At 38.6% G+C, this 24,332-nt stretch carries 23 protein-coding genes; 16 read left to right on the top strand and 7 right to left on the bottom strand.

The window, feature by feature from the left end; translation table 11 throughout:
- Positions 1-538: 538 nt before the first annotated feature.
- Genes PMI_RS11365 through rlmM form a run of 3 tightly spaced genes read left to right on the top strand, consistent with a single transcriptional unit; the run spans position 539 to position 2,988 of the window.
- Positions 539-1,459 carry a transcriptional regulator GcvA gene (locus PMI_RS11365; RefSeq protein WP_004245498.1) on the top strand — a complete coding sequence of 307 codons (921 nt, stop codon included), beginning with the start codon at positions 539-541 and terminating at the stop codon, positions 1,457-1,459.
- 43 nt (positions 1,460-1,502) lie between these two features.
- Positions 1,503-1,898 (top strand): DUF423 domain-containing protein, encoded by a 396-nt coding sequence (locus tag PMI_RS11360; protein WP_004245496.1) that lies wholly within the window; start codon positions 1,503-1,505, stop codon positions 1,896-1,898.
- Positions 1,891-2,988: a 23S rRNA (cytidine(2498)-2'-O)-methyltransferase RlmM gene (gene rlmM / locus PMI_RS11355; protein ID WP_004245495.1), complete on the top strand. Its 1,098-nt coding sequence runs from the start codon at positions 1,891-1,893 to the stop codon at positions 2,986-2,988. Before PMI_RS11360 ends, rlmM begins: the two co-directional genes overlap by 8 nt.
- A gap of 88 nt (positions 2,989-3,076) precedes the next feature.
- Here rlmM and xni read toward each other — a convergent pair whose 3' ends face one another.
- The 3 genes from xni to queF form a co-directional block, all read right to left on the bottom strand.
- Positions 3,077-3,826: a flap endonuclease Xni gene (gene xni, locus PMI_RS11350; protein ID WP_004245494.1), complete on the bottom strand. Its 750-nt coding sequence runs from the start codon at positions 3,824-3,826 to the stop codon at positions 3,077-3,079.
- Positions 3,827-3,832: 6 nt separating this feature from the next.
- On the bottom strand, positions 3,833-5,200 hold the full coding sequence (gene ppnN / locus PMI_RS11345; protein WP_012368308.1) for a nucleotide 5'-monophosphate nucleosidase PpnN: 1,368 nt from the start codon (positions 5,198-5,200) through the stop codon (positions 3,833-3,835).
- A 91-nt stretch (positions 5,201-5,291) separates the two neighbouring features.
- Positions 5,292-6,137: an NADPH-dependent 7-cyano-7-deazaguanine reductase QueF gene (gene queF, locus PMI_RS11340; protein ID WP_004245492.1), complete on the bottom strand. Its 846-nt coding sequence runs from the start codon at positions 6,135-6,137 to the stop codon at positions 5,292-5,294.
- A 163-nt stretch (positions 6,138-6,300) separates the two neighbouring features.
- On the opposite strand from queF, the gene syd reads away from it, so the two are divergent.
- From syd to PMI_RS11310, 6 genes are all read left to right on the top strand, one after another.
- The gene (syd, locus tag PMI_RS11335; RefSeq protein WP_012368307.1) at positions 6,301-6,849 is read left to right on the top strand and encodes a SecY-interacting protein; all 549 of its coding nucleotides are present in this window, start codon (positions 6,301-6,303) and stop codon (positions 6,847-6,849) included.
- 473 nt (positions 6,850-7,322) lie between these two features.
- Positions 7,323-7,646 (top strand): YqcC family protein, encoded by a 324-nt coding sequence (locus tag PMI_RS11330; RefSeq protein ID WP_004245488.1) that lies wholly within the window; start codon positions 7,323-7,325, stop codon positions 7,644-7,646.
- 8 nt (positions 7,647-7,654) lie between these two features.
- Positions 7,655-8,434, top strand: coding sequence for a tRNA pseudouridine(65) synthase TruC (gene truC, locus PMI_RS11325; RefSeq protein WP_004250244.1), 780 nt, complete (start codon positions 7,655-7,657; stop codon positions 8,432-8,434).
- A gap of 282 nt (positions 8,435-8,716) precedes the next feature.
- Positions 8,717-10,165 carry a PTS glucose transporter subunit IIBC gene (ptsG, locus tag PMI_RS11320; RefSeq protein WP_004249509.1) on the top strand — a complete coding sequence of 483 codons (1,449 nt, stop codon included), beginning with the start codon at positions 8,717-8,719 and terminating at the stop codon, positions 10,163-10,165.
- A 121-nt stretch (positions 10,166-10,286) separates the two neighbouring features.
- Positions 10,287-11,777: a hypothetical protein gene (locus PMI_RS11315; RefSeq protein WP_012368306.1), complete on the top strand. Its 1,491-nt coding sequence runs from the start codon at positions 10,287-10,289 to the stop codon at positions 11,775-11,777.
- A 71-nt stretch (positions 11,778-11,848) separates the two neighbouring features.
- Positions 11,849-12,292: a flavodoxin gene (locus PMI_RS11310; RefSeq protein WP_004245484.1), complete on the top strand. Its 444-nt coding sequence runs from the start codon at positions 11,849-11,851 to the stop codon at positions 12,290-12,292.
- A gap of 119 nt (positions 12,293-12,411) precedes the next feature.
- On the opposite strand, the gene PMI_RS11305 is transcribed toward PMI_RS11310, so the two are convergent.
- The 4 genes from PMI_RS11305 to map form a co-directional block, all read right to left on the bottom strand.
- Positions 12,412-12,798 (bottom strand): DUF3461 family protein, encoded by a 387-nt coding sequence (locus PMI_RS11305; protein ID WP_004245482.1) that lies wholly within the window; start codon positions 12,796-12,798, stop codon positions 12,412-12,414.
- Between the two features lie 69 nt (positions 12,799-12,867).
- The gene (dapD, locus tag PMI_RS11300; protein ID WP_004245480.1) at positions 12,868-13,692 is read right to left on the bottom strand and encodes a 2,3,4,5-tetrahydropyridine-2,6-dicarboxylate N-succinyltransferase; all 825 of its coding nucleotides are present in this window, start codon (positions 13,690-13,692) and stop codon (positions 12,868-12,870) included.
- Between the two features lie 34 nt (positions 13,693-13,726).
- The gene (glnD, locus tag PMI_RS11295) at positions 13,727-16,372 is read right to left on the bottom strand and encodes a bifunctional uridylyltransferase/uridylyl-removing protein GlnD (RefSeq protein ID WP_012368305.1); all 2,646 of its coding nucleotides are present in this window, start codon (positions 16,370-16,372) and stop codon (positions 13,727-13,729) included.
- A 154-nt stretch (positions 16,373-16,526) separates the two neighbouring features.
- Complete coding sequence (gene map, locus PMI_RS11290; protein WP_004245478.1) at positions 16,527-17,324, bottom strand: type I methionyl aminopeptidase; 798 nt, start codon at positions 17,322-17,324, stop codon at positions 16,527-16,529.
- A gap of 518 nt (positions 17,325-17,842) precedes the next feature.
- On the opposite strand from map, the gene rpsB reads away from it, so the two are divergent.
- The 7 genes from rpsB (at position 17,843) to cdsA (ending at position 24,326) form a co-directional block, all read left to right on the top strand.
- Positions 17,843-18,568: a 30S ribosomal protein S2 gene (gene rpsB / locus PMI_RS11285; protein ID WP_004245475.1), complete on the top strand. Its 726-nt coding sequence runs from the start codon at positions 17,843-17,845 to the stop codon at positions 18,566-18,568.
- A 135-nt stretch (positions 18,569-18,703) separates the two neighbouring features.
- The gene (tsf, locus tag PMI_RS11280) at positions 18,704-19,555 is read left to right on the top strand and encodes a translation elongation factor Ts (RefSeq protein WP_004248719.1); all 852 of its coding nucleotides are present in this window, start codon (positions 18,704-18,706) and stop codon (positions 19,553-19,555) included.
- Between the two features lie 135 nt (positions 19,556-19,690).
- Complete coding sequence (pyrH, locus tag PMI_RS11275; protein WP_004245471.1) at positions 19,691-20,419, top strand: UMP kinase; 729 nt, start codon at positions 19,691-19,693, stop codon at positions 20,417-20,419.
- A 116-nt stretch (positions 20,420-20,535) separates the two neighbouring features.
- Positions 20,536-21,093: a ribosome recycling factor gene (gene frr / locus PMI_RS11270; RefSeq protein WP_004245470.1), complete on the top strand. Its 558-nt coding sequence runs from the start codon at positions 20,536-20,538 to the stop codon at positions 21,091-21,093.
- Between the two features lie 190 nt (positions 21,094-21,283).
- The gene (gene ispC, locus PMI_RS11265) at positions 21,284-22,477 is read left to right on the top strand and encodes a 1-deoxy-D-xylulose-5-phosphate reductoisomerase (protein ID WP_012368304.1); all 1,194 of its coding nucleotides are present in this window, start codon (positions 21,284-21,286) and stop codon (positions 22,475-22,477) included.
- Between the two features lie 282 nt (positions 22,478-22,759).
- Positions 22,760-23,461, top strand: a complete 702-nt coding sequence (gene ispU, locus PMI_RS11260; protein WP_232504918.1) for a (2E,6E)-farnesyl-diphosphate-specific ditrans,polycis-undecaprenyl-diphosphate synthase — start codon at positions 22,760-22,762, stop codon at positions 23,459-23,461.
- 1 nt (position 23,462) lies between these two features.
- Positions 23,463-24,326: a phosphatidate cytidylyltransferase gene (gene cdsA / locus PMI_RS11255; protein WP_012368302.1), complete on the top strand. Its 864-nt coding sequence runs from the start codon at positions 23,463-23,465 to the stop codon at positions 24,324-24,326.
- Positions 24,327-24,332 lie beyond the last annotated feature (6 nt).

Genomic DNA, 24,332 nt, shown 5'->3' with positions numbered 1-24,332 from the left:
GTGAATTGCGATAGATTTTTATGGTAACACGATAAAGGTGAGCTTGTTTATAGCATCGAAAATGGAATAGATGTTTATCTACTCAGCGCTGTTATTGCCTATGGGGAAAAGATGTTACACTTTTTTAGCATAATAATAGCTAAGTAGGTGCGCATTTAGCATAAAAATAGGATGTGCAGTCCGTCAGCGTTACGAAGTTAGAGTAAAATTATATATAAAAAAAGCACCGCCTTGGCGGTGCATTATAAAATCACTATGGACAGACAGGGTAAATGTACAGGAAGTGAAAAAAAACAGTAGCATCAGCTACAAAGTCTGGAATTTCCAGACAACTTGCAAACACAACATCACAACCACAAAGCCAAAAGTTTTGCAGTATTGCTACTACACAACTTTTCGTTCCGGCTTAGGAAGTGCGAGTACTATAGGTATTTACTGGCTAATCATCAAGGGACAAATTATAATGCTTCGCATAAAAAAAACTAATAACTAACGTTAGGGTTTACCAACAGCCAAAATAGGGGTTTCACAACAGAATATGTCTAAACGTTTACCTCCACTAAATGCCCTTAGAGTTTTTGATTCGGCAGCACGTCATTTAAGTTTTACTAAAGCGGCTGAAGAATTATTCGTGACTCAAGCAGCGGTTAGCCATCAAATTAAAACATTAGAAGAATTTCTTGGACTAAAATTATTTAGAAGACGCAATCGTTCTTTGTTACTGACCGAAGAAGGTCAAAGTTATTATCTTGATATCAAAGAAATTTTCTCTTCAATTAATGAAGCGACAAGAAAATTACTTGCGCGAAGCGCAAAAGGGGCTTTAACAGTGAGCTTGTCGCCGAGTTTTGCTATTCAGTGGTTAGTACCGAGGTTATCAGGGTTTAATCAGGCTTATCCGGGGATTGATGTTCGTATTCAGGCGGTTGATCGCGAAGAAGATAAGCTTGCTGATGATGTGGATGTGGCTATTTTTTATGGCCGCGGGAACTGGACTGGATTGCGTACAGATCGTCTTTACGCTGAATATTTAATTCCGGTTTGTGCTCCTTCTTTGCTGACAGGTGAAAAACCACTAAAAACCCCGTCCGATCTGATTTATCATACACTGTTACATGATACATCGCGTCGTGATTGGCAAGCTTATGTTCGTCAATTGGAGATCCAAAACCAGATTAATGTGCAACAAGGGCCTATCTTTAGCCATAGCTCTATGGTGATACAGGCTGCAGTACATGGACAAGGTGTTGCATTAGTTAATAATGTTATGGCTCGCAGTGAAATTGAATCAGGTCGATTAGTTAGGCCTTTTCAAGATGTGCTTGTCAGTAAAAATGCCTTTTATTTAGTTTGCCAAGATAGTCAGGCTGAATTAGGAAAAATTGCTGCTTTCCGTCAATGGATTTTATCTCAAGCGGCAAATGAACAGGAAAAATTAGGATTACTGGCAACTTCTTAATATTTGTTTAGGTAAATTAGCTCCTAACAGGAAGGAATAAACAGTGAATAGTCGTACATTGCTTATGTTTTCCGCAATCAGTGGTTTTTTTTATGTGGCTTTTGGGGCATTCGCTACCCATAAATTAGCCCCTCATTTATCGCCACAGCATTGGGAATATATTCAGTTAGCTATGCGTTATCAAATCGTACATACTTTACTACTTGTAGGGTTAGCGGCGATATTAATGCGCAAAACCATTTTATGGCTTTATTGGGCAGGTATTTTCTTTGGTTTAGGCATTTTACTTTTCAGTGGTAGCCTTTATTGTATGGCGCTAACACAGGTTAGGTTATTATCTTATTTTACGCCAATTGGTGGATTTAGTTTTCTTATTGGTTGGATTTTAATTTTTATTGGCGCTTTGCGTCTAAGGACACCGGCATCTCGCCATGAATAAAGTAGCATTATATTGTCGCCCTGGTTTTGAAAAAGAGTGCGCGGCGGAGATAACGGATAAGGCAGGACAAATAGGTGTTTATGGCTTTTCTCGAGTGAAAGAGGGAAGTGGTTACGTCATTTTTGAATGCTATCAAGAAGGTGATGCAGATAAAATTGCTCGTGATGTGGATTTTAGAGGACTTATTTTTGCACGCCAATTATTTGTTTGTGGTGAATTATTAAAGAACTTACCACCAGAAGATCGTATTACTCCCATTATTGACCAGCTAAAAGGTAGTACAGAAAAAGCAGGTGAGTTACGTGTTGAAGTCGCTGATACCAATGAAAGCAAAGAGTTATTAAAATTTTGCCGCAAATTCACTGTTCCTTTGCGTAATCAATTACGTAAAGAAAAGATCTTATTAAAAGTTGAAAATTATAGCCGTCCGGTGATCCATGTCTTTTTTATTGCTCCGGGATGTTGTTACGTGGGCTATTCCTATAGCTTTAATAACTCGCCATTCTATATGGGGATCCCTCGCTTAAAATTCCCAGCCGATGCACCAAGTCGTTCAACTTTAAAACTTGAAGAAGCGTTCCATGTTTTTATTCCTTATGAAGAGTGGGAAGAGCGCTTAGCCAGTGGGATGAGTGCGGTTGATCTTGGGGCGTGTCCCGGAGGATGGACTTACCAATTAGTTAAACGTAGCATGATGGTGCATGCCGTTGATAATGGTCCTATGGCTCCTTCTTTAATGGAAACAGGGCAAGTGCGCCACCATCAAGCTGATGGCTTTAAGTTTGAGCCGACGTCAAAGAATATTACTTGGCTGGTGTGTGATATGGTTGAGAAGCCTGCCAAAGTGGCTGCATTAATGACAACGTGGATAGTTAATGAATGGTGTCGTGAAGCAATCTTCAACTTAAAATTACCGATGAAAAAGCGTTATGAAGAAGTTGCGCATATCCTTGATAAAATTAGAGCTGAATTAGCTGAGAAAGGCATTAATGCTAAAATTCAGGCTAAGCATTTGTATCATGACAGAGAAGAGATCACGGTACATATCCAAAATATCTGGGCTGCTTATCGTCCTGATCGCGAGTTTTAACTTCATAGAGTTAAGTTCATCTTTTGATGAGTAAATCATTAACAGGCTAATTCTCTATTACAGAGCGTTAGCCTTTTTATTGATTAAACTATTTTAAACGTAACTGTTGTAAATTACCGTTTAACTGAATATCAGTACGAAGTGTGGTGATTTGGCGGCTAATAAAAGCAACTTCTTTATTATCACTCAATTTGGTTTGCCATTTTTTGGGCACTTCATCAATGTGTTGGTACAGTGACTCTAAATTAGGATAAAGTTGCAAAAGTTCTGTTGCACTTTTAGGGCCAATACCGGGGACACCGGAAACTTTACTGCTGCTAACGCCTGTTAATCCCCAATAATCAGTTAATTGTGTCGGTTTAACACCAAACTCTTGATTAATAAATTCAAGATCGAGCCAGCGTTTTTGGAAATAGTCACGAATACGTATGGCAGGGGAAAGTAATTGGCAATAACCTTTATCTGTTGAAATAATGGTCACATTATGTCCGGCTTGAGCGACTTTTGTTGCCAAAGTTGCGGCCACATCATCCGCTTCATCGCCTCCTGAATGCCAGCTTTTTATACCTAAGTTAAGTAGCATTGCTTTAATTTCTGGAAGCTGTTGGTGCAGATCAGCCGGCATCGGCGAGCGGCCTGCTTTATATTCCGGCAATAACTGATGGCGCCAGCTATTTTCCCTATCATCTTCATCAAAAACAGCAACCGCGTGAGTAGGCCGTGTGTGATTAAGCAATTGATTCACGCTATGTTCACACACTGTCAGGCATGAAGAACCTGATGCCGCATGAATACGGCGGATCAGGTTTAATGCATCAATGATCAGCAAATGTACCATAATTAATTAGCTGATGATCTCGTAACAAGGTTGATAGGCACTACCACCAGGTAGCTTCATACGATGTTGTTCGACAAACCCCGCCAATAAAATATCCATACGGCGCATAATATCGCTTTCACCGTGAATTTTATAAGGGCCATGAGCTTCTATCGCCTTCATTCCCACTTCTTTTACGTTACCTGCGACAATACCGGAAAATGCGCGGCGTAAATCAGCCGCCAGTTTTTCAGGAGATTGATGCGTGCTTAAATTAAGTGATGCCATATTTTCATGAGTTGGCTCGAAAGGATGTTGTAAGTCCGCATTAATTTTTATTGACCAATTAAAGCTGTAAGCATCCCCTGTGCTACGACGGTTATCTTTTACCAATGGCATGTATTTCTTCATAATACGAGCCACTTCAGCCGCATCATCGACGATGATTTGATAATGACGTCGTGCATCTTCACCTAAGGTATTAACAATAAAATCATCGAGTACTCGGAAATAGTCTGCACTCTCTTTAGGACCCGTTAAAATCAGTGGGAGTACTTGTTCTTGGTTTTCTGGTGACATCAGAATACCAAGTAGATAGAGTAGCTCTTCTGCGGTTCCTACGCCCCCTGGGAAAATAATAATGCCGTGGGCAATACGAACAAAAGCTTCCAGACGTTTTTCAATATCTGGCATAATGATAAGTTCATTAACCAGAGGATTTGGTGGCTCTGCGGCGATGATTGATGGCTCTGTAACACCAATAAAACGGCTATTTCTATAACGTTGTTGAGCGTGCCCCACTGCAGCGCCTTTCATGGGAGCTTCCATAGCCCCAGGTCCACACCCAGTACAGATATTCAGTTCGCGTAACCCTAATTCATTACCGACTTTTCTACCGTAAAGATACTCTGTTTCATTGATGGAGTGTCCGCCCCAGCAAACGATCATATTTGGATCTTCATCGATATGCAGCGCTCTTGCATTACGTAAGATAGAGAAAATGGTGTTTGTTATATGGGTGCTGTTTTCAAGGTTTAAATGTAGGTCGCGTTTTGCCGTGGTTATTTGCCCATGCACAAACAAAATATCGCGCAGTACAGCAAATAGGTTTGCTTGTAGAGAGCGAATAATTTTTCCATCAACAAAGGCATCTTCTGGGGGATTAACTAGCTCTAATTTTACACCACGTTCGCGACGCAGTACGTTAATATCAAAATCTTGGTATTTAGATAACAGTTCTTTACTACTATCAGTAAGGCTACCAGAGTTGAGAACTGCAAGTGAACAGTTACGAAACAGTTGATAAAGATCACTGCTGGCTGTTCTTTTAAGCATATCAACTTCTAGCTGTGAAAGCAGATCCATGGAACCTAATGGGCTGACATGAGTTATCACGTAGGACTCCTTTTTCTCCCGAAATAACAAACTGAAGTGCAACTGATCTCTGTATAACATAGATCATATTAACATACAGGCATTATTCACGTTATTGTCTGGCTAAGCGACCAGTTTCTGGAACAAACTCACAATTACTACGCCAAGGATTAATATCTAATCCTCCACGGCGAGTGTATCTTGCATAAACAGTTAATGTGTCTGGTGAACAAAATGTCATAATATCGTGGAATATTCGCTCAACACACTGCTCGTGAAATTCATTATGCTGTCTAAAGGATACAAGATAGCGTAGTAGTTTTTCACGGTCGATTTTTTTGCCTTTATATTGGATCATCACAGATCCCCAATCAGGTTGGTGCGTGATCAGGCAATTTGATTTTAGCAGATGACTAACAAGCGTCTCCTCAACCAGTGTATCTGTTGTTGATCCGTTTAACCATTGGCTATCGAATTGGTAATTATCAATTTCAATAGGTTGGTTATCAATGCACTCTCCTACAAAATCGACAATAGGCTGTGAGGTAAAATGGGAAAGTGGGTAAAGCGTTAGATGCACCCTGCCTTTAGCACAAGCAGTTAAATCTTTGAGTAATGTTTCTTCAACAATGTGCCAATTTTCAAAACGAGTTTGATTAAAGCTATTGAGATAGAGCTTAAAGCTTTTTGATTCGATGAGATTTTCTGTCGTTGCATCTAATTCTACATGGCCAATAGCCACTTGAGGTAAGCCTTGGCTGTTGAGCCAAGATAGCTCATACATTGTCCAGATATCACCACCATGAAAAGGTAGATTGTCAGCAGTTAAAGAGAGTGAATCTCGATTTAAGCGACGAGGTACACCTTGTAATAGACTCGCATCATAGTGTGTGTGGTATTGTGTTTCTTTGCCTAATGATAGTGCTTCGAGAGCCTTATCTCCCTGATATAAAGACATAATCGATATCCTAATGTCATCAAAAAATGGAAAGAGCCGTGATTATACTAGCGAAATATCAAGAGTATATGAACGCTTTATTATTGGCGCTCAAAATTACCGGTATTATCAGGTAACATAAGGGATATATTTCTCTTTTTTATGCCTACAGACGATGATAACGATGAATGATATTTCCACTGAATTAAAACAGCTTACGCAAAATTATGTTGATTTATGGCAACAAGAGTCAGGGTTTCCTCCTGCCAGCCATGAGCTTTATGGTGTTCCTTCTCCTTGTATTTCTCGTACCGGAGATAATGTGGTTTATTGGTTACCACAGCCTTTTACGGGTCGAGATAAATTAGAAAAAGTTGAAAAAGCGATGGGGATTATTATTCGCTCTGAATTACATGACTATTTTACTACGCAATATGCTGGTGATATGCAAGTCCGTTTTGATTCGCTCAACTTTACTCTGCTTCAAATTTGGAGTGAAGAGGATTTTATTCGTCTACAAGAGAACATGATCGGACATCTTGTGACACAAAAACGATTGAAGCTCACCCCGACTTTGTTTATCGGTACAACAGCGTCTGAAAACGATATTATTTCTGTATGTAATCTTTCAGGTGAAGTAATACTAGAAACTTTTGGTCAAAAGAAAAGGGAAGTGCTTGCAGATAATTTATCACTATTTTTAACAAAATTAACCCCTGTTTTTGATAAGTAAGGTAATCATTTAGCTATTTTTTCTGTGAGATATATCTTACAAAAAGAGTGTCTTTAGCTTACTAAATGCAAATGTTGCGTAATGATTTTTTTGTTTGTTAAATAATTTCAATGGATTAATCATACATTGTTTTTCGTGATGGTTTTTCTTTATTGATTACCTTTGTTTTGTGGGTTGTTTCACTAACCAATTATTGGCATTCTACCTCCGCCAACTAAGGGATTATTTGGTAACCGTGATAAAGAAAGTAATCAAGGATGTAGGAAATAGGATATTTCCATTAATACAAGATATAGACTTTCATCATCATGGATGACAGATGACAATAAAACGGTTCTGCTAGGATGCAGGTATTATATTAGATAATCATATCTTCTTGTCTAAAGGGGCTACGGCCCCTTTATTTTCTATTTGTTTTTCACTCTTTCAGCCCCAATGTTATGCTTATTCTGTTTTTATGTAAGGAATAAACAATGACCTCAGAACAACACATTTTAGCAAGACTGTTATTAATTGAAGAAGAGATGAAAAACATAGGGTTATGGCAATTGGATGCGCCTAATGATGAGGCTTTTGCAAGCTCAGAGCCTTTTTGTATTGATACAATGGAGGCGCATGAATGGTTGCAATGGGTTCTGATCCCTCGTTTATCTTCTCTTATTGACAGTGGTATGGCATTGCCGACGGCTTTTGCTATCGCACCTTATTATGAAGAAGCATTTAAGGACGATGAGACGCGTGATTATGTGGATTTACTCAATCACCTTCGTGAACTTGATGCGTTATTTAAGCAATAAGGTCAATGATGCTAGATATTATTTATCAAGATGAATATCTTGTGGCGGTGAATAAACCGGCGGGCTGGCTTGTTCACCGCAGTTGGCTTGATAGGCATGAAACCGTGTTTGTGATGCAAACATTAAGAGATCAAATTGGTCAGCATGTTTTTCCTGTTCATCGTTTAGATAGACCCACATCCGGAGTGCTATTAATGGCGCTCTCTTCCGAGGTTGCAAGAACACTTTCAGTCTGTTTTGAACAACATCAAATGGAGAAAGTGTATCATGCAGTTGTGCGTGGCTATGTTGAAGAGCCAATGATAATTGATAGTCCACTTGTTGAAGAGCATGACAAAATCGCTGACAAATTTGCCTCTCAACCTCCTAAAATTCAACACTGTATTACGCATTGTGTGCCACTTGCAAAAGTGGAAAAAGAAGTGGCGATAGGGCGCTATCCAACATCGCGTTTTAGCTTATTGGAATTACGTCCTGAAACGGGGCGTAAGCATCAATTGCGCCGTCATATGTCTCATATTCGTCACCCTATTATTGGGGATACAGCCCATGGCGATTTACGACAAAATCGTGGGGTCGTAAATCATTTTCAATCACATCGTTTGATGTTACACGCAAGTCAGCTAAACTTAATTCATCCGATCACTCAACAACCACTTAACTTAACAGCGAAGTGGGATCTGCCATGGCAACATCTGATTAATCAGTTTGGCTGGCGTGGTCTAAAGCCCGAATTAGAGCAATTCGGTGAGGATTTAGCTCACCATTTTGTACTTTCTGATATTTGAATATTGCTTACCTGTCGTGACTATCAAGACTTATTTACTTAAGTTTTGATAGTTTGCGCAATATTTATTGCTCAATAACTGGTTGTAATATAAAAAGTTACTTTTATTGATAAAAGATATGAACTGAAACGTGACAGCTATCATATATTCAATAATAGATTTATTTTATGATGTAAAATAAATAGAGCTTATTATTAGATAAGTTAATTGAATAAACCTACCTTAGCTTTAAACAAATAAAAAACTTATAACACATACAACCCATATTCGGGAGTCTGCTTGATGTTTAAAAACCTATTTGTTGTTTTACAAAAAATTGGAAAATCCTTAATGTTACCGGTATCTGTGCTACCTATTGCCGGTATCTTACTAGGGGTTGGGTCTGCGGGACTATCATGGATCCCTGTCTCTGTTTCTCAAGTGATGGCAGAAGCGGGGGGATCGGTTTTCTCTAATATGCCACTGATTTTTGCTATTGGTGTGGCGTTAGGTTTTACCAATAATGATGGTGTCTCAGCTCTTGCGTCCGTCGTTGCCTATGGCATTATGTCAAAAACCATGCTGGTGGTGGCACCTTGGGTCTTAGGATTATCTCCTGATAGTGTTGAAATACAACGTTTAACTGATACGGGGGTACTCGGTGGGATCATTGCCGGTATTATTGCCGCATCAATGTTTAACCGCTTTTATCGTATTAAACTTCCTGAATATTTAGGCTTCTTTGCAGGTAAACGTTTTGTACCTATTATTTCTGGTCTGATTGCGATTTTTGTCGGTATTCTTTTATCCTTTATTTGGCCTCCTATTGGTACTGCTATTCAACGTTTTTCTGAGTGGGCTGCGTATCAAAATCCAGCCGTTGCATTTGGTATTTATGGTGTTGTTGAGCGTGCGTTAGTGCCATTTGGTCTGCATCATATCTGGAATGTACCATTCCAAATGCAAGTGGGTGAGTATGTAAATAGCGCAGGACAAGTGTTCCACGGTGATATTCCACGTTATATGGCAGGTGATCCAACTGCGGGGATGTTATCAGGTGGCTTCCTATTTAAAATGTTCGGTCTACCTGCGGCGGCCATTGCTATTTGGCATACAGCACGTCCTGAAAACCGTGTAAAAGTTGGCGGGATCATGATTTCTGCGGCATTGACTGCCTTTTTAACAGGGATCACAGAGCCAATTGAATTCTCATTTATGTTCGTAGCACCTATTCTTTATGTTATTCATGCCATTCTTGCCGGTTTAGCATTTGTTATTTGTATCTTGTTAGGTATGCGTGACGGTACAAGTTTTTCTCATGGTTTAATCGACTTTATCGTATTGAGTGGCAATAGCAGTAAACTGTATCTATTCCCAATTATTGGCATACTTTATGCGATAACTTATTACTCTATTTTCCGTTTCTTAATCGTGAAACTAAACCTGAAAACCCCAGGGCGAGAAGTAGAAGATAAAAACGCGAAACAAGCGGATAAAAGTGCGATGGGACAATCTTTAGTCGCTGCTTTCGGTGGTAAAGATAATATCAGTAGCTTAGATGCTTGTATTACACGCTTGCGTATTGGTGTAAAAGAGATTGATAAGGTCGATCGTGATGAGCTGAAAAGACTGGGAGCGGCTGGTGTTGTGGTGGTTGGATCCGGTATTCAAGCCATTTTTGGCCCTAAGTCTGATAATTTAAAAACTGAAATGGATGAATATATTCGGTCTATAGGTACAACTGAAAAATAAATTATTTTTGACTAAATTAGAAAACACTCTTATGCATCAGCTAAGAGTGTTTTTTTATTGAAATAATATAGGTGTTAATTATGTAATTATTTTAGAACATAAACAGAGTTTAAGAGATTAAATGACAATGAAATTATTTGGAAAAGATGATGAATATAAAACTTTTGTGCTCTCTATAGGGAATAAAAAAAACATCTCTTTGGGAAAAGATGATATTTCTTTAGGAATAAAAGATTTATCTTTACTTATAAGCAATAGTAATAGAGACTTTATGATTGTTAATAAAGATAAAGAAGTTTTATTTCTTAAATTTACATTAGAGTTGAAATGTGCTCTGGAAAAATACATACTTGAAAAAAATAAAAAAAAAGATAGGCTGAAGAAATTAAAAGATATTATTGAAAAAGAAAGATTAACTGATAAAATAAAAATACTTGATAATAAGGTAATTGTATCAGGAATAAAAGATGCTAATGATATAAATGTATTATTTTCCTCTTTGTTAAAGAATAAAGATGATTCTAGTACACTTTTTAATAAAATATTTAGTAATAAAAATACTATAATTAATAGTTTTATCTCTAAAAAAGAAAAAAAGATTTCTGATGACATAGAAAATATTGCAAATAAAATTATGCGTAAACCTAAATTTACATTATATAATAATGTAAATAAATATCAAAATATAATTACTATTTCGAATAAAATTTTTAAGGAACCAGAGAATACTGATATAACAAAAGATGATTCTCATAATAAAAATAATTTTGAAAAAACAGAAAAAACAGACCTCTCAAAAAAAACCAAAAAATCAAAAAAAGCAGCCCTGATGGAACAACTTGATAAAGATAAACAGAAAATGAATGAGTTGTTAGCTACTTCTAGCCAAGGGTTATTAAAAACTGTAGAGTATATAGATAATCTATCTAATTTAATTAGTTCTAAAACTGATAATGGTACTTGTAATTCCGACCTCATTGACCAATTCAAAATGTCTATTGAAACTTTGGTAAAAAAATGTAATGTCTTTAACAAAGATAGTCAGTTTTTATCTAAAAAAGATATTGAGATAGAGTTAAGTGACATAAAAATAACAATTGAAGAACTTAATGAAATTATAAAAAAGATGGATGGTTTTAAATCTAATCAGTTATATTTTTTTTATAAGGAAGCAGATAAATCTAATTTTACTACAGTTAACGAGATTAATTTTAATTTTAAAAAGGTTTTTTTTAATAATATAAAAGATATGTTTTCTCAATTATCTTCTTATAATAAATCATTAAAGGAAAATAAAGGTTTTTTCCTTAAACTATATAAATTATTATTTAAAAACAAATACCTAAGAAAAAAAGAGATAAATGATAATGCTGTTAAAAAATTAGAAATATTGGATAGGGATTTATTCCTTTTGCTTGAATCTCTAGATTTTAAAAATAATTATGTACCTGACTGGACTTGCAAATTAGTAGCAAAAATAATAAATGAATCAATGCCTAGAAATGATATTTTTTGGCGATTCTCTAAAGAGCGCACAGAATGGAATAAAATTTATAAATCATTTATTGTAGATAGATCATTTATTGTAGAGAGAAAGAGAGAAGAAATATAGAGCATAAATTGTATATCAATAATATAGTATGCGATTTACTATGATTATAGATAAATGAAATAGGGGACATTATGGCTAAAATCGGCATTTTTGTTGGTACTGTTTATGGCAATGCATTGGCGGTTGCTGAAGAAGCGCAGCGCATTTTGCTTGAGCATAAACATCAAGCTAATATCTATGAAGAAGGTACACTTGCCGATTGGCAAAAATATTCAACAGTACTGGTGATAAGCTCTACAACCGGCCAAGGCGATTTACCCGATACAATAGCACCTTTATTTTATGAGCTACGAGATAATGTTGGTTATCAACCTAATTTACATTATGGCCTAATTGCGTTAGGTGATAGCAGTTACGATAATTTTTGTGGTGCAGGTATGCAATTTGAAGCGTTATTACAAGAGCATCAAGCAAAGCGTATTGGTGAAATATTAAAAATAGACAGTATGGATATTGCCGAGCCAGAAGTATTTGCTATAAATTGGCTGGAAAACTGGGCTACATTATTGAATTAAATTAATCGGTTACTTGAGCAATAATTTGATGGATCATGGCTATCTTATTAAAGAGCACCGCTTACTATTAAGTTGTGAATAGTTATAAGCGGTGTTTATTATAAAATTGAGACAATTAATTAACGACGAGTCAATTTTTCTAAATCGGCTTCAATTTCAGCAATTTTATTGGCAACAACGTGCTCAAGGTGACGTAAATCATCGAGGATTTTATGTTTCAAATCCACTTCCACTTGATCTTGCTGGCAAATTTGATCTAATTCTTCAATCACATAACGTAAGTTAGTGTTGATTTCATTGACTTCTTTAAAACCTTGTCCTGATTGAGTATCAGAAATTGTTTTACGTTGGCGTGGATATTTAAATTTTACACTTTTTGCAAAGAATTCACCTTTATCTTTGCGAAAATAAATTTTTAAAATATCGTTGTTAGCTTCTTGACGTAGGGTATAGCGATCAATATCTTCAGGATGTTGGATCCCTAAATTTTTTAAATTATCGTACATATATTGGCACCAGATAGAAAGATGAATGAGATACAGCGAACAGAATTCATTCTATCCGCTGTTATTATATTAGTCGATAGTTCTTAACAATTCATTAATACCCACTTTTCCACGTGTTTTAGCATCGACTTTTTTTACAATCACAGCACAGTACAAACTGTAACGACCATCTTTTGAAGGTAGATTACCAGAAACCACCACTGAACCAGCAGGAACACGGCCGTAATGGATCTCGCCAGTTTCTCTGTCATAAATTTTGGTACTTTGTCCAATATAAACACCCATTGAAATGACAGAGCCTTCTTCAACAATCACACCTTCAACAATTTCAGAACGTGCTCCAATAAAGCAGTTATCTTCAATAATGGTTGGGTTAGCTTGTAAAGGTTCTAATACGCCACCGATCCCAACGCCACCGGATAAATGGACATTTTTACCAATTTGCGCACATGAACCAACGGTTGCCCATGTATCCACCATACTTCCTTCATCAACATAAGCACCAATATTGACATAAGAAGGCATTAGAACCGTATTACGAGCAATATAGGCCCCTTGTCTGACGGCAGCAGGTGGCACAACACGAAATCCCTCTTTTTCAAAACGAGCTTGATCGTAATTTGCAAATTTCATTGGCACTTTATCAAAATAACGGCTTTCGCTACCGTCGATCACTTGATTGTGACTGATACGAAAAGAGAGTAGAACCGCTTTTTTTAGCCATTGATGAGTAACCCACTGACCATTAATTTTCTCAGCAACTCGCAATTTTCCACTGTCTAGTTGAGCGATAACGTTATTAATCGCATCGCGTACCTGTGGTTCAACATTATCTGGTGTGATTTCAGCGCGTTGTTCAAAGGCGTTATCAATAATAGATTGTAATGCTTGCATCTATAGTATTTCCTATATGTATTGTCGTGGGTTTCTATATTTTATCCTTTGAAACGAGGGCTTTTGTCAACCTTTCTACGACTTCATCCTTCATTTTTTGGTTTAACGCATTATTTTCGTTATCTGTTAATACAAAAAAATCCTCAACACGCTCGCCAATAGTGGTGATCCTTGCGCCATGTAACGAAAGAGAAAGATCGGCAAAAACCTTACCTATAATAGCTAATAAGCCTGGGCGATCACGTGCAAATAACTCCATATAAGTACGTTTATTATGGTTAGAGGCGATAAAGTTAATTTTAGTGGGTACCTCAAAATGGCGTAATTTAGCCGGTAAAGCACGGGTTTTGGCATTGGCGTTATAAGGGGCTGATACAACGCGAATAAGCGCTTGGCGTATAGCATGATAGCGATCAATCGCCAGTGGTTTACCATTAGGCTCTAAAACGATAAAGGTATCCATTGCCATATTGTCGCGATTAGTAAAAATTTGTGCGTTGTGAATATTTAAATTACGTCTATCTAACTCACCTGCAACAGAAGCAAATAGAGAAGGCCGGTCAGCACACCAAATAAATATCTCTGTACCACCATGCTCGGTTTGTTGGCTAATCAATACCATAGGCTCAGCACTATTGTGCTCAATAAGTGCCTGAGCATGCCAAGCAATTTGCTCTGGAGTATGACGTAAAAAATAGTCCGCATGACAACGAGCCCAAATCGCTTGCAGTTTTTCTTCATCGACCTGTTGCTGTTGTAAAATAGTTAGTGCTTGCTGACGGTGATCACGGATACGTTCCCGTAAATCTGGAATAGAGTGCATCCCTTGGCGTAATTGATTGGCCGTAGCGAGAAATAGTTCACGCAGTAAGCTTTGTTTCCAACTATTCCATAAGCTACTGTTTGTTGCACAAATATCAGCAACAGTGAGACAGAGTAAATAGCGTAAACGGCTCTCATTTTTGACTTCAGAGGCAAATTGGAAGATAACATCGGGATCTTGAATATCACGTCTTTGTGCCGTTACAGACATAAGTAAGTGATGACTTACAAGCCATTCAACTAAAGCGATTTCTCGTTGATTTAGTCCATGTTGTTGAGCAAAGCTAATAACATCCTGTGCACCTAATAAAGAGTGATCACCATGTCGCCCTTTAGCAATATCGTGAAATAGAGCAGCAAGTCTTAATAACTCAATTTGAGGTAGTTTCGGGTAGATATCGACACAAAGAGGATGTCGGTTTCGATTTGCATCATCAGCGAAACTTTCAAGTTTTTGTAATACACGGATAGTATGCTCATCAACTGTATAAGCATGGAATAGATCAAACTGCATTTGACCGACAATATTGTTCCATTGTGGGAAATAAGCACTTAATACACTATGTTTATGCATTGGGACAAATGCCCCCGAAACCGCCCTAGGGTGACGTAAGATTTGCATAAATACTTGTCTAGCTAGTTGGTACTCACATAAAGGTTGTACTAAATGACGACGGGCATAACGCAAATGGCGTAGTGTGGTCGAATAAATTCCGGTTATCTCTGCATGCTCTGCCATACGTAAAAATAACCGCATAATGGCAATAGGATCATTAAGAAAACATTCATCGTCTATAACATCAATTAATGTACCTCTTAATTGAAATTCTTTGTCAAGAGGGCGAGGTTTAACATTGGGTTGTAATGCGAGGATTGCTTCATCAAAGAGTTGCAGTAGCATATCGTTTAGCTCACTCACACGGCGAGTAACGCGATAGTAATCCTTCATCATTTTTTCGACAGGTTGGTTGCCTTCACCTTGATAATTTAAAAGTTGGGCAACGCTTAATTGGCGATCAAACAGTAACCTATTGTCATAACGATTGAGGACTAAATGTAGCGCAAAACGGATCTTCCATAAGGTATATTGGCACTCGAGTAATTCTTGTCCTTCGGCAGGGGTTAAAAAGCCAAAGTTGACCATTTCAGATATTGATGTTGCGCCAAAATGACGGTGAGCGACCCATATAAGGGTGTGAATATCACGAAGTCCCCCAGGACTACTTTTAATATCAGGCTCTAGATTATAACTGGTGCTATGAAAGCGTTGGTGACGTTGTTCTTGCTCATCAATTTTAGCTGCAAAGAAATCAGGCGATGGCCAAAAGCCTTGGCTAAAAATATGTTTAATTAATTGTTGATAGAGTGCGTTATTACCACAAACAAGACGCGCTTCTAGTAAATTGGTGGCAATAGTTAAATCAGACAGTCCTTCTAAAAGGCACTCTTCCATCGTTCTCACACTGACACCTATCTCTAAGCGGATATCCCAAAGCAAGGTAATTAATTGACTCACTTTTTCGGCAAGTTGGGGAGGAAGAGGCTGTTGACTTAAAAATAGCAAGTCAATGTCAGAAAGAGGGTGTAATTCTTGGCGACCATACCCCCCCACGGCAATGATACAGAGATCAGGGTGATCCGCTAATTCAGTATAACGCCATAATTGTGTGAGTAGTTGGTCGATAAAGTGACTACGAGCTTGTAGTAACAAAGCAACATCAGCATCATGATGAAAAGCATCTGCTAACCATGACTGAAATTGTTCAATAGAGTGTTTTAGTAAAGTACTATCTAGCGTATTTTCAGTCAGCAACGAAGGGGACGGTGGTGCTGTTTGAAAGGTATTGGAGGTTATCATAGTTAATCATCTCACTCATATATGCTGATTATATTAAGAGTAATGTTAAAACGGTAACCTGACTAGCATTTCTATTTTCTTACCAAAGTTGAAAATAAAAAAAACGACATACCTCGAAAAAATATGTCGTTTTTACATTTTAGAAGAGTGCGATTTATTCGTTGACTAATACGGCAGAAATAAATGGCTCTTCTTCTTTACGCAGTGTCATGATTTCACAACCATTGTCGGTAACCACTAAAGTATGCTCATATTGAGCAGACCAACCGCGATCTTTGGTTTTTACTGTCCAACCATCTTTCATGGTACGAATACGGTAATCTCCAGTATTGACCATCGGCTCGATAGTAAATGCCATGCCTTTTTGTAACACAACACCACCGTCATCAGCATCATAGTGTAAAACTTGAGGCTCTTCGTGGAAACCTTCGCCAATACCATGTCCACAATATTCGCGTACCACAGAAAAATCATGCCCTTCAACGAATTTTTGAATGGCCTTACCTAATTCACGTAAGCGAATACCTGGTTTTACCATTTTTATTGCAAGGTAGAGACTTTCTTGGGTGATCCGACACAGACGCTCACCTTGAATAGTCGGTTTACCGACGATAAACATTTTTGACGTATCGCCATGAAAACCCTCTTTAATGACAGTAACATCAATATTAACAATATCGCCGTCTTTTAAGATTTTGTCTTCACTAGGAATACCATGGCAAATAACATCATTAACAGAAATACACACTGATTTAGGGAAGCCATGATAGTTTAAGCAAGCAGGGATAGCTTGCTGAACATCAACAATATGTTGATGACAAATACGATCTAATTCCGCTGTACTTACGCCGGGTTTTACATAGGGTGCGACAACTTCAAGGACTTCAGCCGCAAGACGACCCGCGACGCGCATTTTTTGAATATCTTCTTCAGTCTTGATTACAATAGCCATTTGAGTTCTTCATTAATAGATTTAAAAGCCACAATACAATCATTATTGCATGGTATTGCAGGTCTATGAATTATGATGGTGAGAAATAATTCTAATTACCATTTATGATATCAGCAGAAAGTGGGTGTGCCAATCAAAGAGGATAGGAGTAATCTGTTTGATATCGCCAATAATCAGGCACATTACGCCTTATATTGTTTGTTGTCTTTACATATTGCGCTTTTTTATTTGCTGTTGTTAACCGATATATTGGCAGTGAAACCGTAACTAATAGTGGTTTCTTGAGGTTATTTATGGTATAAAGCGCGCCGGAGTTCTGTTATTGGCTATGACTTCACCGCGTGAGGTTTAAGAAATAGCAGTAAATCTGAAAACATTCAATTGTGTTAATGACACACACAAATCGACACATACGCCGGGGTGCTCTTATGTAAAGGTTTAATCTTTACAGCTGATGAGTCGGTCGTATGGGATTTGTGGAGGAAATAACCCCAAATTTAAACTTATAGAGGTCTAAAATGGCAACTGTTTCAATGCGCGATATGCTGCAAGCCGGTGTTCACTTCGGTCACCAAACTCGTTACTGGAATCCAAAAATGAAACCATTCATCTTTGGTGCGCGTAACAAAGTTCATATCATTAACTTGGAAAAAACTGTTCCAATGTTCAATGAAGCTCTGGTTGAACTGAACAAAATTGCTTCTCGTAAAGGCAAAATCCTGTTTGTTGGTACTAAGCGCTCTGCCGTTGAAGCTGTTAAAGAAGCAGCAGAAAGCTGTGACCAGTTTTATGTAAACCACCGCTGGTTAGGCGGTATGCTGACTAACTGGAAAACTGTTCGTCAGTCAATCAAACGTCTGAAAGATTTAGAATCTCAATCTCAGGACGGTACTTTTGACAAACTGACCAAGAAAGAAGCGTTAATGCGTTCTCGTGAACTTGGTAAGTTAGAAAACAGCCTGGGTGGTATCAAAGACATGGGCGGTTTACCTGACGCTCTGTTTGTTATCGATGCTGAGCACGAACACATTGCTATCAAAGAAGCAAACAACCTGGGTATCCCAGTATTTGCTATCGTTGATACTAACTCTGATCCAGATGGTATCGACTACATTATCCCTGGTAATGATGATGCAATCCGTGCGGTTAAATTATATCTGACCGCTGCAGCAACAGCTGTTCGTGAAGGTCGTTCTCAAGATCTGGCTGTTCAGGCTGAAGAAGGCTTAGTCGAAGCTGAATAATAAGGCATGCTCGTAAGAGCCCTTATTTAACCAGGTATTGCTATATATTGGTTAGGGGGCCTCAATAGGCCCCCTTTACACATCTGCTATGAGAACATCTATGGCTCGCCCATAGAAAAGTCGAGGAAGAAACAAATGTCTGGAATTACCGCTGCATTGGTAAAAGAACTGCGTGAACGTACTGGCGCAGGCATGATGGAATGTAAAAAAGCGCTGGTTGAAGCTAACGGTGATATCGAATTAGCTATCGACAACATGCGTAAATCAGGTCAAGCAAAAGCGGCTAAAAAAGCAGGTCGCGTTGCTGCTGAAGGTATCATCCTTGCAGAAGTTGCTGCTGATGGTAAATTCGGTGCGCTGGTTGAACTGAACTGTGAAACAGACTTCGTTGCTAAAGATGCTGGCTTCATCGCATTTGGTAAAGATGTTATGGCTGCAGTATTAGCAGACAAAACTGACGATATCGAAGCACTGAAAGCGAAATTCGAAGACGCTCGTACTGCATTAGTTGCAAAAATTGGTGAAAACATCAACATTCGCCGCGTTGCTATCTTAGAAGGTGAAGAGTTAGGTACTTACCTGCACGGTGCTCGCATCGGTGTTTTAGTTGCAGCTAAAGGCGCTAACGAAGAACTGATCAAACACATTGCTATGCACGTTGCTGCAAGCAAACCAGAATATGTTCGCCCTGAAGATGTGCCTGCTGATGTTGTTGAGCATGAGCACCAAATCCAGATGGACATCGCAATGCAATCAGGTAAACCACGCGAAATCGCAGAAAAAATGGTTACTGGTCGTATGAACAAATTCACCGGTGAGATCTCTCTGACTGGTCAGCATTTCGTTATGGATCCAAGCAAAACTGTTGGCGATCTGCTGAAAGAAAACAATGCTGAAATCATTAACTTCGTTCGTTTCGAAGTTGGTGAAGGTATTGAGAAAGTTGAAGCTGATTTCGCAGCAGAAGTTGCGGCAATGAGCAAATAATAACGCTTTGCGTTAATAGAACCGCCTTAAGGCGGTTCTGTTTTGTTACAATCTCCACTGACAGTTTGCTTTTCTTTGAAAAGAGTAAGGCTATCTAAAACCTCCAATTAACTAATCTGCTTAGGACAGAACACCATGGCAACCAATGCAAAACCCGTATATCAGCGAATCTTATTAAAGCTGAGTGGCGAAGCCCTGCAAGGCGCAGAAGGTTTTGGTATCGATGCGAGCGTACTTGATCGCATGGCTCAGGAAATTAAAGAACTCGTTGAATTGGGCATACAAGTCGGTGTCGTAATTGGCGGTGGTAACTTGTTCCGTGGCGCTGGTCTAGCAGCTGCAGGTATGAACCGTGTTGTGGGTGACCACATGGGAATGCTCGCCACAGTGATGAATGGCTTAGCAATGCGTGATGCATTGCATCGTGCTTATGTCAATGCACGATTAATGTCAGCATTTCCACTTAATGGTGTTTGTGATAACTACAGTTGGGCTGAGGCTATTAGCTTATTACGCCATGGCCGAGTTGTTATCTTCTCGGCAGGTACAGGCAACCCATTCTTTACGACTGACTCAGCTGCGTGTTTACGTGGTATTGAAATTGAAGCTGACGTTGTATTGAAAGCGACAAAAGTTGACGGTGTATTTTCAGCCGATCCAACCAAAGATCCTGATGCGGTATTATATGAAAAGCTGACTTATCAGGATGTATTAGAACGTGAATTGAAAGTCATGGATCTTGCTGCATTCACATTAGCCCGAGATCATAATTTACCTATCCGCGTATTCAATATGAATAAACCGGGTGCATTACGTCGGGTTGTAATGGGTGAAAGTGAAGGAACTTTGATTTCTCACGCTTAATACACAGAGACAATGGTATAATTTGGCGTTAACATCTTAAAGTACGCCAATTCATTTATGTCGATATCATAATTTGATATCGTCTGGAAGATAACCAGTTCCCAAGGGTTTATAACGTGATTAATGAAATCAAAAAAGATGCTCAAGAACGCATGGACAAAAGCGTTGAAGCACTAAAAAGCCAAATTAATAAAGTTCGTACTGGCCGTGCGTCTCCAAACCTATTAGATGGTATTGTTGTAGAATACTACGGCGCACCAACTCCATTAAATCAAGTTGCTAACGTTGTGGCAGAAGATGGTCGCACATTGGCAATTACGGTGTTCGATCGTACTTTAGCACCTGCTGTTGAAAAAGCGATTATGGCATCAGATTTAGGCTTAAATCCTTCATCAGCAGGCGCGATCATCCGTGTTCCACTGCCTCCGTTAACTGAAGAACGTCGTAAAGACTTAATCAAAGTTGTGCGTGGAGATGCAGAACAAGGTCGTGTCTCTATTCGTAATATCCGTCGTGATGCTAATGATAAAATCAAAGCATTACTGAAAGATAAAGAAATTAGTGAAGATGATGAACGCCGTTCACAAGATGAAATTCAGAAATTAACTGATATGTTCATTAAAAAAATTGATGAAGCATTAACGCTGAAAGAAGCTGAGTTAATGGAATTCTAATTTTTATTCTTTTTCTGATAATGCCACTGAAATGTGGCATTATTTTTGAGCATTTACTGGAAAATAAATGCCTAATATCTTCTTTTTATCACATTATTTATTAAAGTTATCATCTTTCCCCTCATTTATCTCGTCATGCTGATATAATTCCTTTTAATGAAAATGTTATTGATATACTGATTGATTAATAATGAAACAAATAACTATATTAGGCTCAACAGGGTCTATCGGAACAAGTACGTTATCCGTCATTGAAAATAACCCTGATGAGTTTCAGGTGCTTGCTTTAGTGGCTGGAAAAAATGCAACTAAAATGGCGCAGCAATGTCGCGCTTTTCAGCCTAAATATGCGGTGATGTCAGATGAAAAAAGTGCCGGTGAGCTGAAACAATTATTAGCCAATACATCGTGTAAAACGGAAATATTATCAGGCTCTGATGCTGTTAATGAAATTGCTGCATTGGATGAAGCCGATCAAGTGATGTCTGCTATTACAGGGGTGGCGGGGCTTAAGCCTACACTGGCTGCGATAGAAAAAGGGAAAAGAATTTTATTAGCCAATAAAGAATCCCTGATCACGAGTGGTCGTTTATTCTTTGATGCGGTGGCTAAATATGGTGCGAAGGTTTTACCTATTGATAGTGAACATAATGCTATCTACCAAAGTTTACCTACAGGTATTCAAGACAATTTAGGCCATGCATCTTTAGAAGCCCATGGCATCACCAGTATTTTACTCACAGGCTCCGGTGGACCGTTTCGCTATACGCCTTTAGATGAGCTAGATGCAATGACTCCAGACCAAGCTTGCGCACATCCAAACTGGTCAATGGGGCGTAAAATTTCGGTTGATTCAGCCACTATGATGAATAAAGGCTTGGAATATATCGAAGCTCGTTATTTCTTTAATGCCTCGGAAGCAGAGATGGAAGTCATTATTCATCCCCAATCGGTGATCCATTCAATGGTTCGCTATCGTGATGGTAGCATTATCGCACAAATTGGTGAGCCAGATATGAGAACGCCTATCGCTTATTCCATGGCATATCCTCATCGCACCCAATCGGGCGCGAAAGCATTAGATTTTTTTGAGATACAAGCCCTAGAATTTATCCGTCCAGACTATCAGCGCTATCCTTGTTTAGCACTTGCCATCGAAGCCTCGCAACGGGGACAAGCTTCAACAACGGTATTAAATGCCGCTAATGAGGTTGTTGTTGATGCTTTTTTAAACGAAAAAGTAAAATTCACTGATATTGCTAAAATTAATCGCAAAGTGGTTGAACATTTTGACCTCTCTGAGCCTCAAAGTATCGACGATGTTTTAGAAATTGATAAATTAGCAAGGTTACAAACACAGCAGATTATCGCACAAATTGTATAATGATGATGATATTTACCAGAGTGTGTTTGTTCGTCTTTCTGGCTAATGGTATAGTTGCCAAATCACTAAAGACAATAATGAAAATTAACAGTTCATTACTAAAGCAACCGCTTTAGCAACTTTGAGGCTTTGCCAAAGGCCGTGGAGTCACACGGTTTTTTTGTGCGTAGGTTATCCGAAGAGGACTGTCTGTATCAGTATCAGATTAGCAAAGGGTTAAATTGAGTGAACTTATCCAGTGACGATTCATCCGCATCAAAACCAAAGCATGTTGCCATCATTATGGATGGCAACGGACGTTGGGCAAAAAAACAAGGGAAACTCCGAGTTACGGGCCATCGCGCGGGAATTAAAGCAGTTCGAGATGCGGTTAGCTTTTCCGTCAAACATAAAATTGAATCACTAACGTTATATGCATTTAGCAGCGAAAACTGGAATCGCCCTGAACAAGAGGTGAGTTCTTTGATGGAGTTGTTTGTTTTTGCATTAGATAATGAAGTGAAAAGCCTACACAAACACAATGTCAGATTAACAATTATCGGTGATATCAGCCGTTTTAGCCGCCGTTTACAAGATAGAATAAAAAACTCTGTTGCACTGACTGCAAATAATACCGGACTCAATTTAAATATTGCTGCCAATTACGGTGGGCGATGGGATATTACACAAAGTGTACAACAATTAGCGAGTTCCCTCGCAAAAGGGGAGTTAGCTGTCGAAGATATTAATGAAAATACGATATCCTCACACTTGTGTTTACACGATCAATCGCCTGTAGATCTTGTGATCCGTACAGGTGGAGAACATCGTATAAGTAATTTCCTTATCTGGCAAATTGCTTATGCTGAGTTATATTTTACACAGGTTTTATGGCCTGATTTTGATGAACAAGTTTTTCAGAATGCACTTGATGCTTTTGCTAAACGGGAAAGACGTTTCGGTGGTACAACATCGGAAACAGATACTGTAAATCTGGGAGGATAATTTGCTTAAGTATCGTGTCATTACTGCATTAATACTAATCCCTATTGTTATTGCTGCTTTATTTCTTCTTCCTCCCGCAGGATTTGGATTAGTTATTATTGCCATTTCAGGCTTAGCGGGTTGGGAATGGGCTCAATTTATCGGCTGGCATTCTCAAGGTAAACGTATTGCTACAGGTGTTGGATTTGCTGCACTCTTAGTTCTTATGCAAGCCTCGTTACCGGATTTTGATCACCTGCTTGATACAGCAATGATTAAGAATAGCTTATGGGCTGGGCTCTTTTGGTGGGTAGCGGCGATTTTATTAGTTGTCAGTTATCCGAATTCAGCCAATATGTGGAAAAATTCTGTTCTTCTTAAGTTATTGTTCGGTATATTGACGATTGTTCCTTTTTATTGTGGCATGATGACGCTACGTATGTTGGGATATAGCACAAACTCATATACAGGGGCCTGGTGGTTACTGTATGTCATGTTATTGGTTTGGGCTGCGGACTCAGGGGCTTATGCATTTGGCCGTTTAATGGGTAAACATAAAATGGCACCGAAAGTATCACCGGGTAAAACCTTGGAAGGTCTGGTGGGCGGGTTAATCACTGCTGGTGTTGTTTCATGGCTATTTACGCGTTTCGCACCAATTACTGAAGTGCCTAACCATCTATTACTGATTTCGGGCATCGTGGTGATTGTTTCCGTATTCGGCGATCTGGCTGAGAGTATGTTTAAACGTGTTTCTGGCATAAAAGACAGTAGTCAGCTTATCCCTGGGCATGGTGGTGTGCTAGATCGTATTGATAGTTTGACCGCGGCGATCCCTGTTTTCGCTGGATTGGTGTTTTTAGTTTCTTCTGGCTTTCAAATGTAAAGGTAA

It is taken from the genome of Proteus mirabilis HI4320, assembly GCF_000069965.1.
In the GTDB taxonomy this organism is placed as follows: Bacteria; Pseudomonadota; Gammaproteobacteria; order Enterobacterales; family Enterobacteriaceae; genus Proteus; species Proteus mirabilis.
The sequence above is the reverse complement of the archived record's forward strand: the minus strand, read 5'-3'. Positions and strand labels throughout refer to the sequence as shown.

What these genes read in the sequence shown, in the direction of transcription:
- pyrH (WP_004245471.1), top strand. Translation starts at nt 19,691, where the DNA reads ATGGCAACCAATGCAAAACCCGTATATCAGCGAATCTTATTAAAGCTG.
- ispU (WP_232504918.1), top strand. Translation starts at nt 22,760, where the DNA reads ATGGATGGCAACGGACGTTGGGCAAAAAAACAAGGGAAACTCCGAGTT.
- xni (WP_004245494.1), bottom strand. Translation starts at nt 3,826, where the DNA reads ATGGTACATTTGCTGATCATTGATGCATTAAACCTGATCCGCCGTATT.
- rpsB (WP_004245475.1), top strand. Translation starts at nt 17,843, where the DNA reads ATGGCAACTGTTTCAATGCGCGATATGCTGCAAGCCGGTGTTCACTTC.
- tsf (WP_004248719.1), top strand. Translation starts at nt 18,704, where the DNA reads ATGTCTGGAATTACCGCTGCATTGGTAAAAGAACTGCGTGAACGTACT.
- glnD (WP_012368305.1), bottom strand. Translation starts at nt 16,372, where the DNA reads ATGATAACCTCCAATACCTTTCAAACAGCACCACCGTCCCCTTCGTTG.
- ptsG (WP_004249509.1), top strand. Translation starts at nt 8,717, where the DNA reads ATGTTTAAAAACCTATTTGTTGTTTTACAAAAAATTGGAAAATCCTTA.
- PMI_RS11365 (WP_004245498.1), top strand. Translation starts at nt 539, where the DNA reads ATGTCTAAACGTTTACCTCCACTAAATGCCCTTAGAGTTTTTGATTCG.
- PMI_RS11315 (WP_012368306.1), top strand. Translation starts at nt 10,287, where the DNA reads ATGACAATGAAATTATTTGGAAAAGATGATGAATATAAAACTTTTGTG.
- PMI_RS11330 (WP_004245488.1), top strand. Translation starts at nt 7,323, where the DNA reads ATGACCTCAGAACAACACATTTTAGCAAGACTGTTATTAATTGAAGAA.
- ispC (WP_012368304.1), top strand. Translation starts at nt 21,284, where the DNA reads ATGAAACAAATAACTATATTAGGCTCAACAGGGTCTATCGGAACAAGT.
- rlmM (WP_004245495.1), top strand. Translation starts at nt 1,891, where the DNA reads ATGAATAAAGTAGCATTATATTGTCGCCCTGGTTTTGAAAAAGAGTGC.
- queF (WP_004245492.1), bottom strand. Translation starts at nt 6,137, where the DNA reads ATGTCTTTATATCAGGGAGATAAGGCTCTCGAAGCACTATCATTAGGC.
- truC (WP_004250244.1), top strand. Translation starts at nt 7,655, where the DNA reads ATGCTAGATATTATTTATCAAGATGAATATCTTGTGGCGGTGAATAAA.
- PMI_RS11310 (WP_004245484.1), top strand. Translation starts at nt 11,849, where the DNA reads ATGGCTAAAATCGGCATTTTTGTTGGTACTGTTTATGGCAATGCATTG.
- syd (WP_012368307.1), top strand. Translation starts at nt 6,301, where the DNA reads ATGAATGATATTTCCACTGAATTAAAACAGCTTACGCAAAATTATGTT.
- PMI_RS11305 (WP_004245482.1), bottom strand. Translation starts at nt 12,798, where the DNA reads ATGTACGATAATTTAAAAAATTTAGGGATCCAACATCCTGAAGATATT.
- dapD (WP_004245480.1), bottom strand. Translation starts at nt 13,692, where the DNA reads ATGCAAGCATTACAATCTATTATTGATAACGCCTTTGAACAACGCGCT.
- map (WP_004245478.1), bottom strand. Translation starts at nt 17,324, where the DNA reads ATGGCTATTGTAATCAAGACTGAAGAAGATATTCAAAAAATGCGCGTC.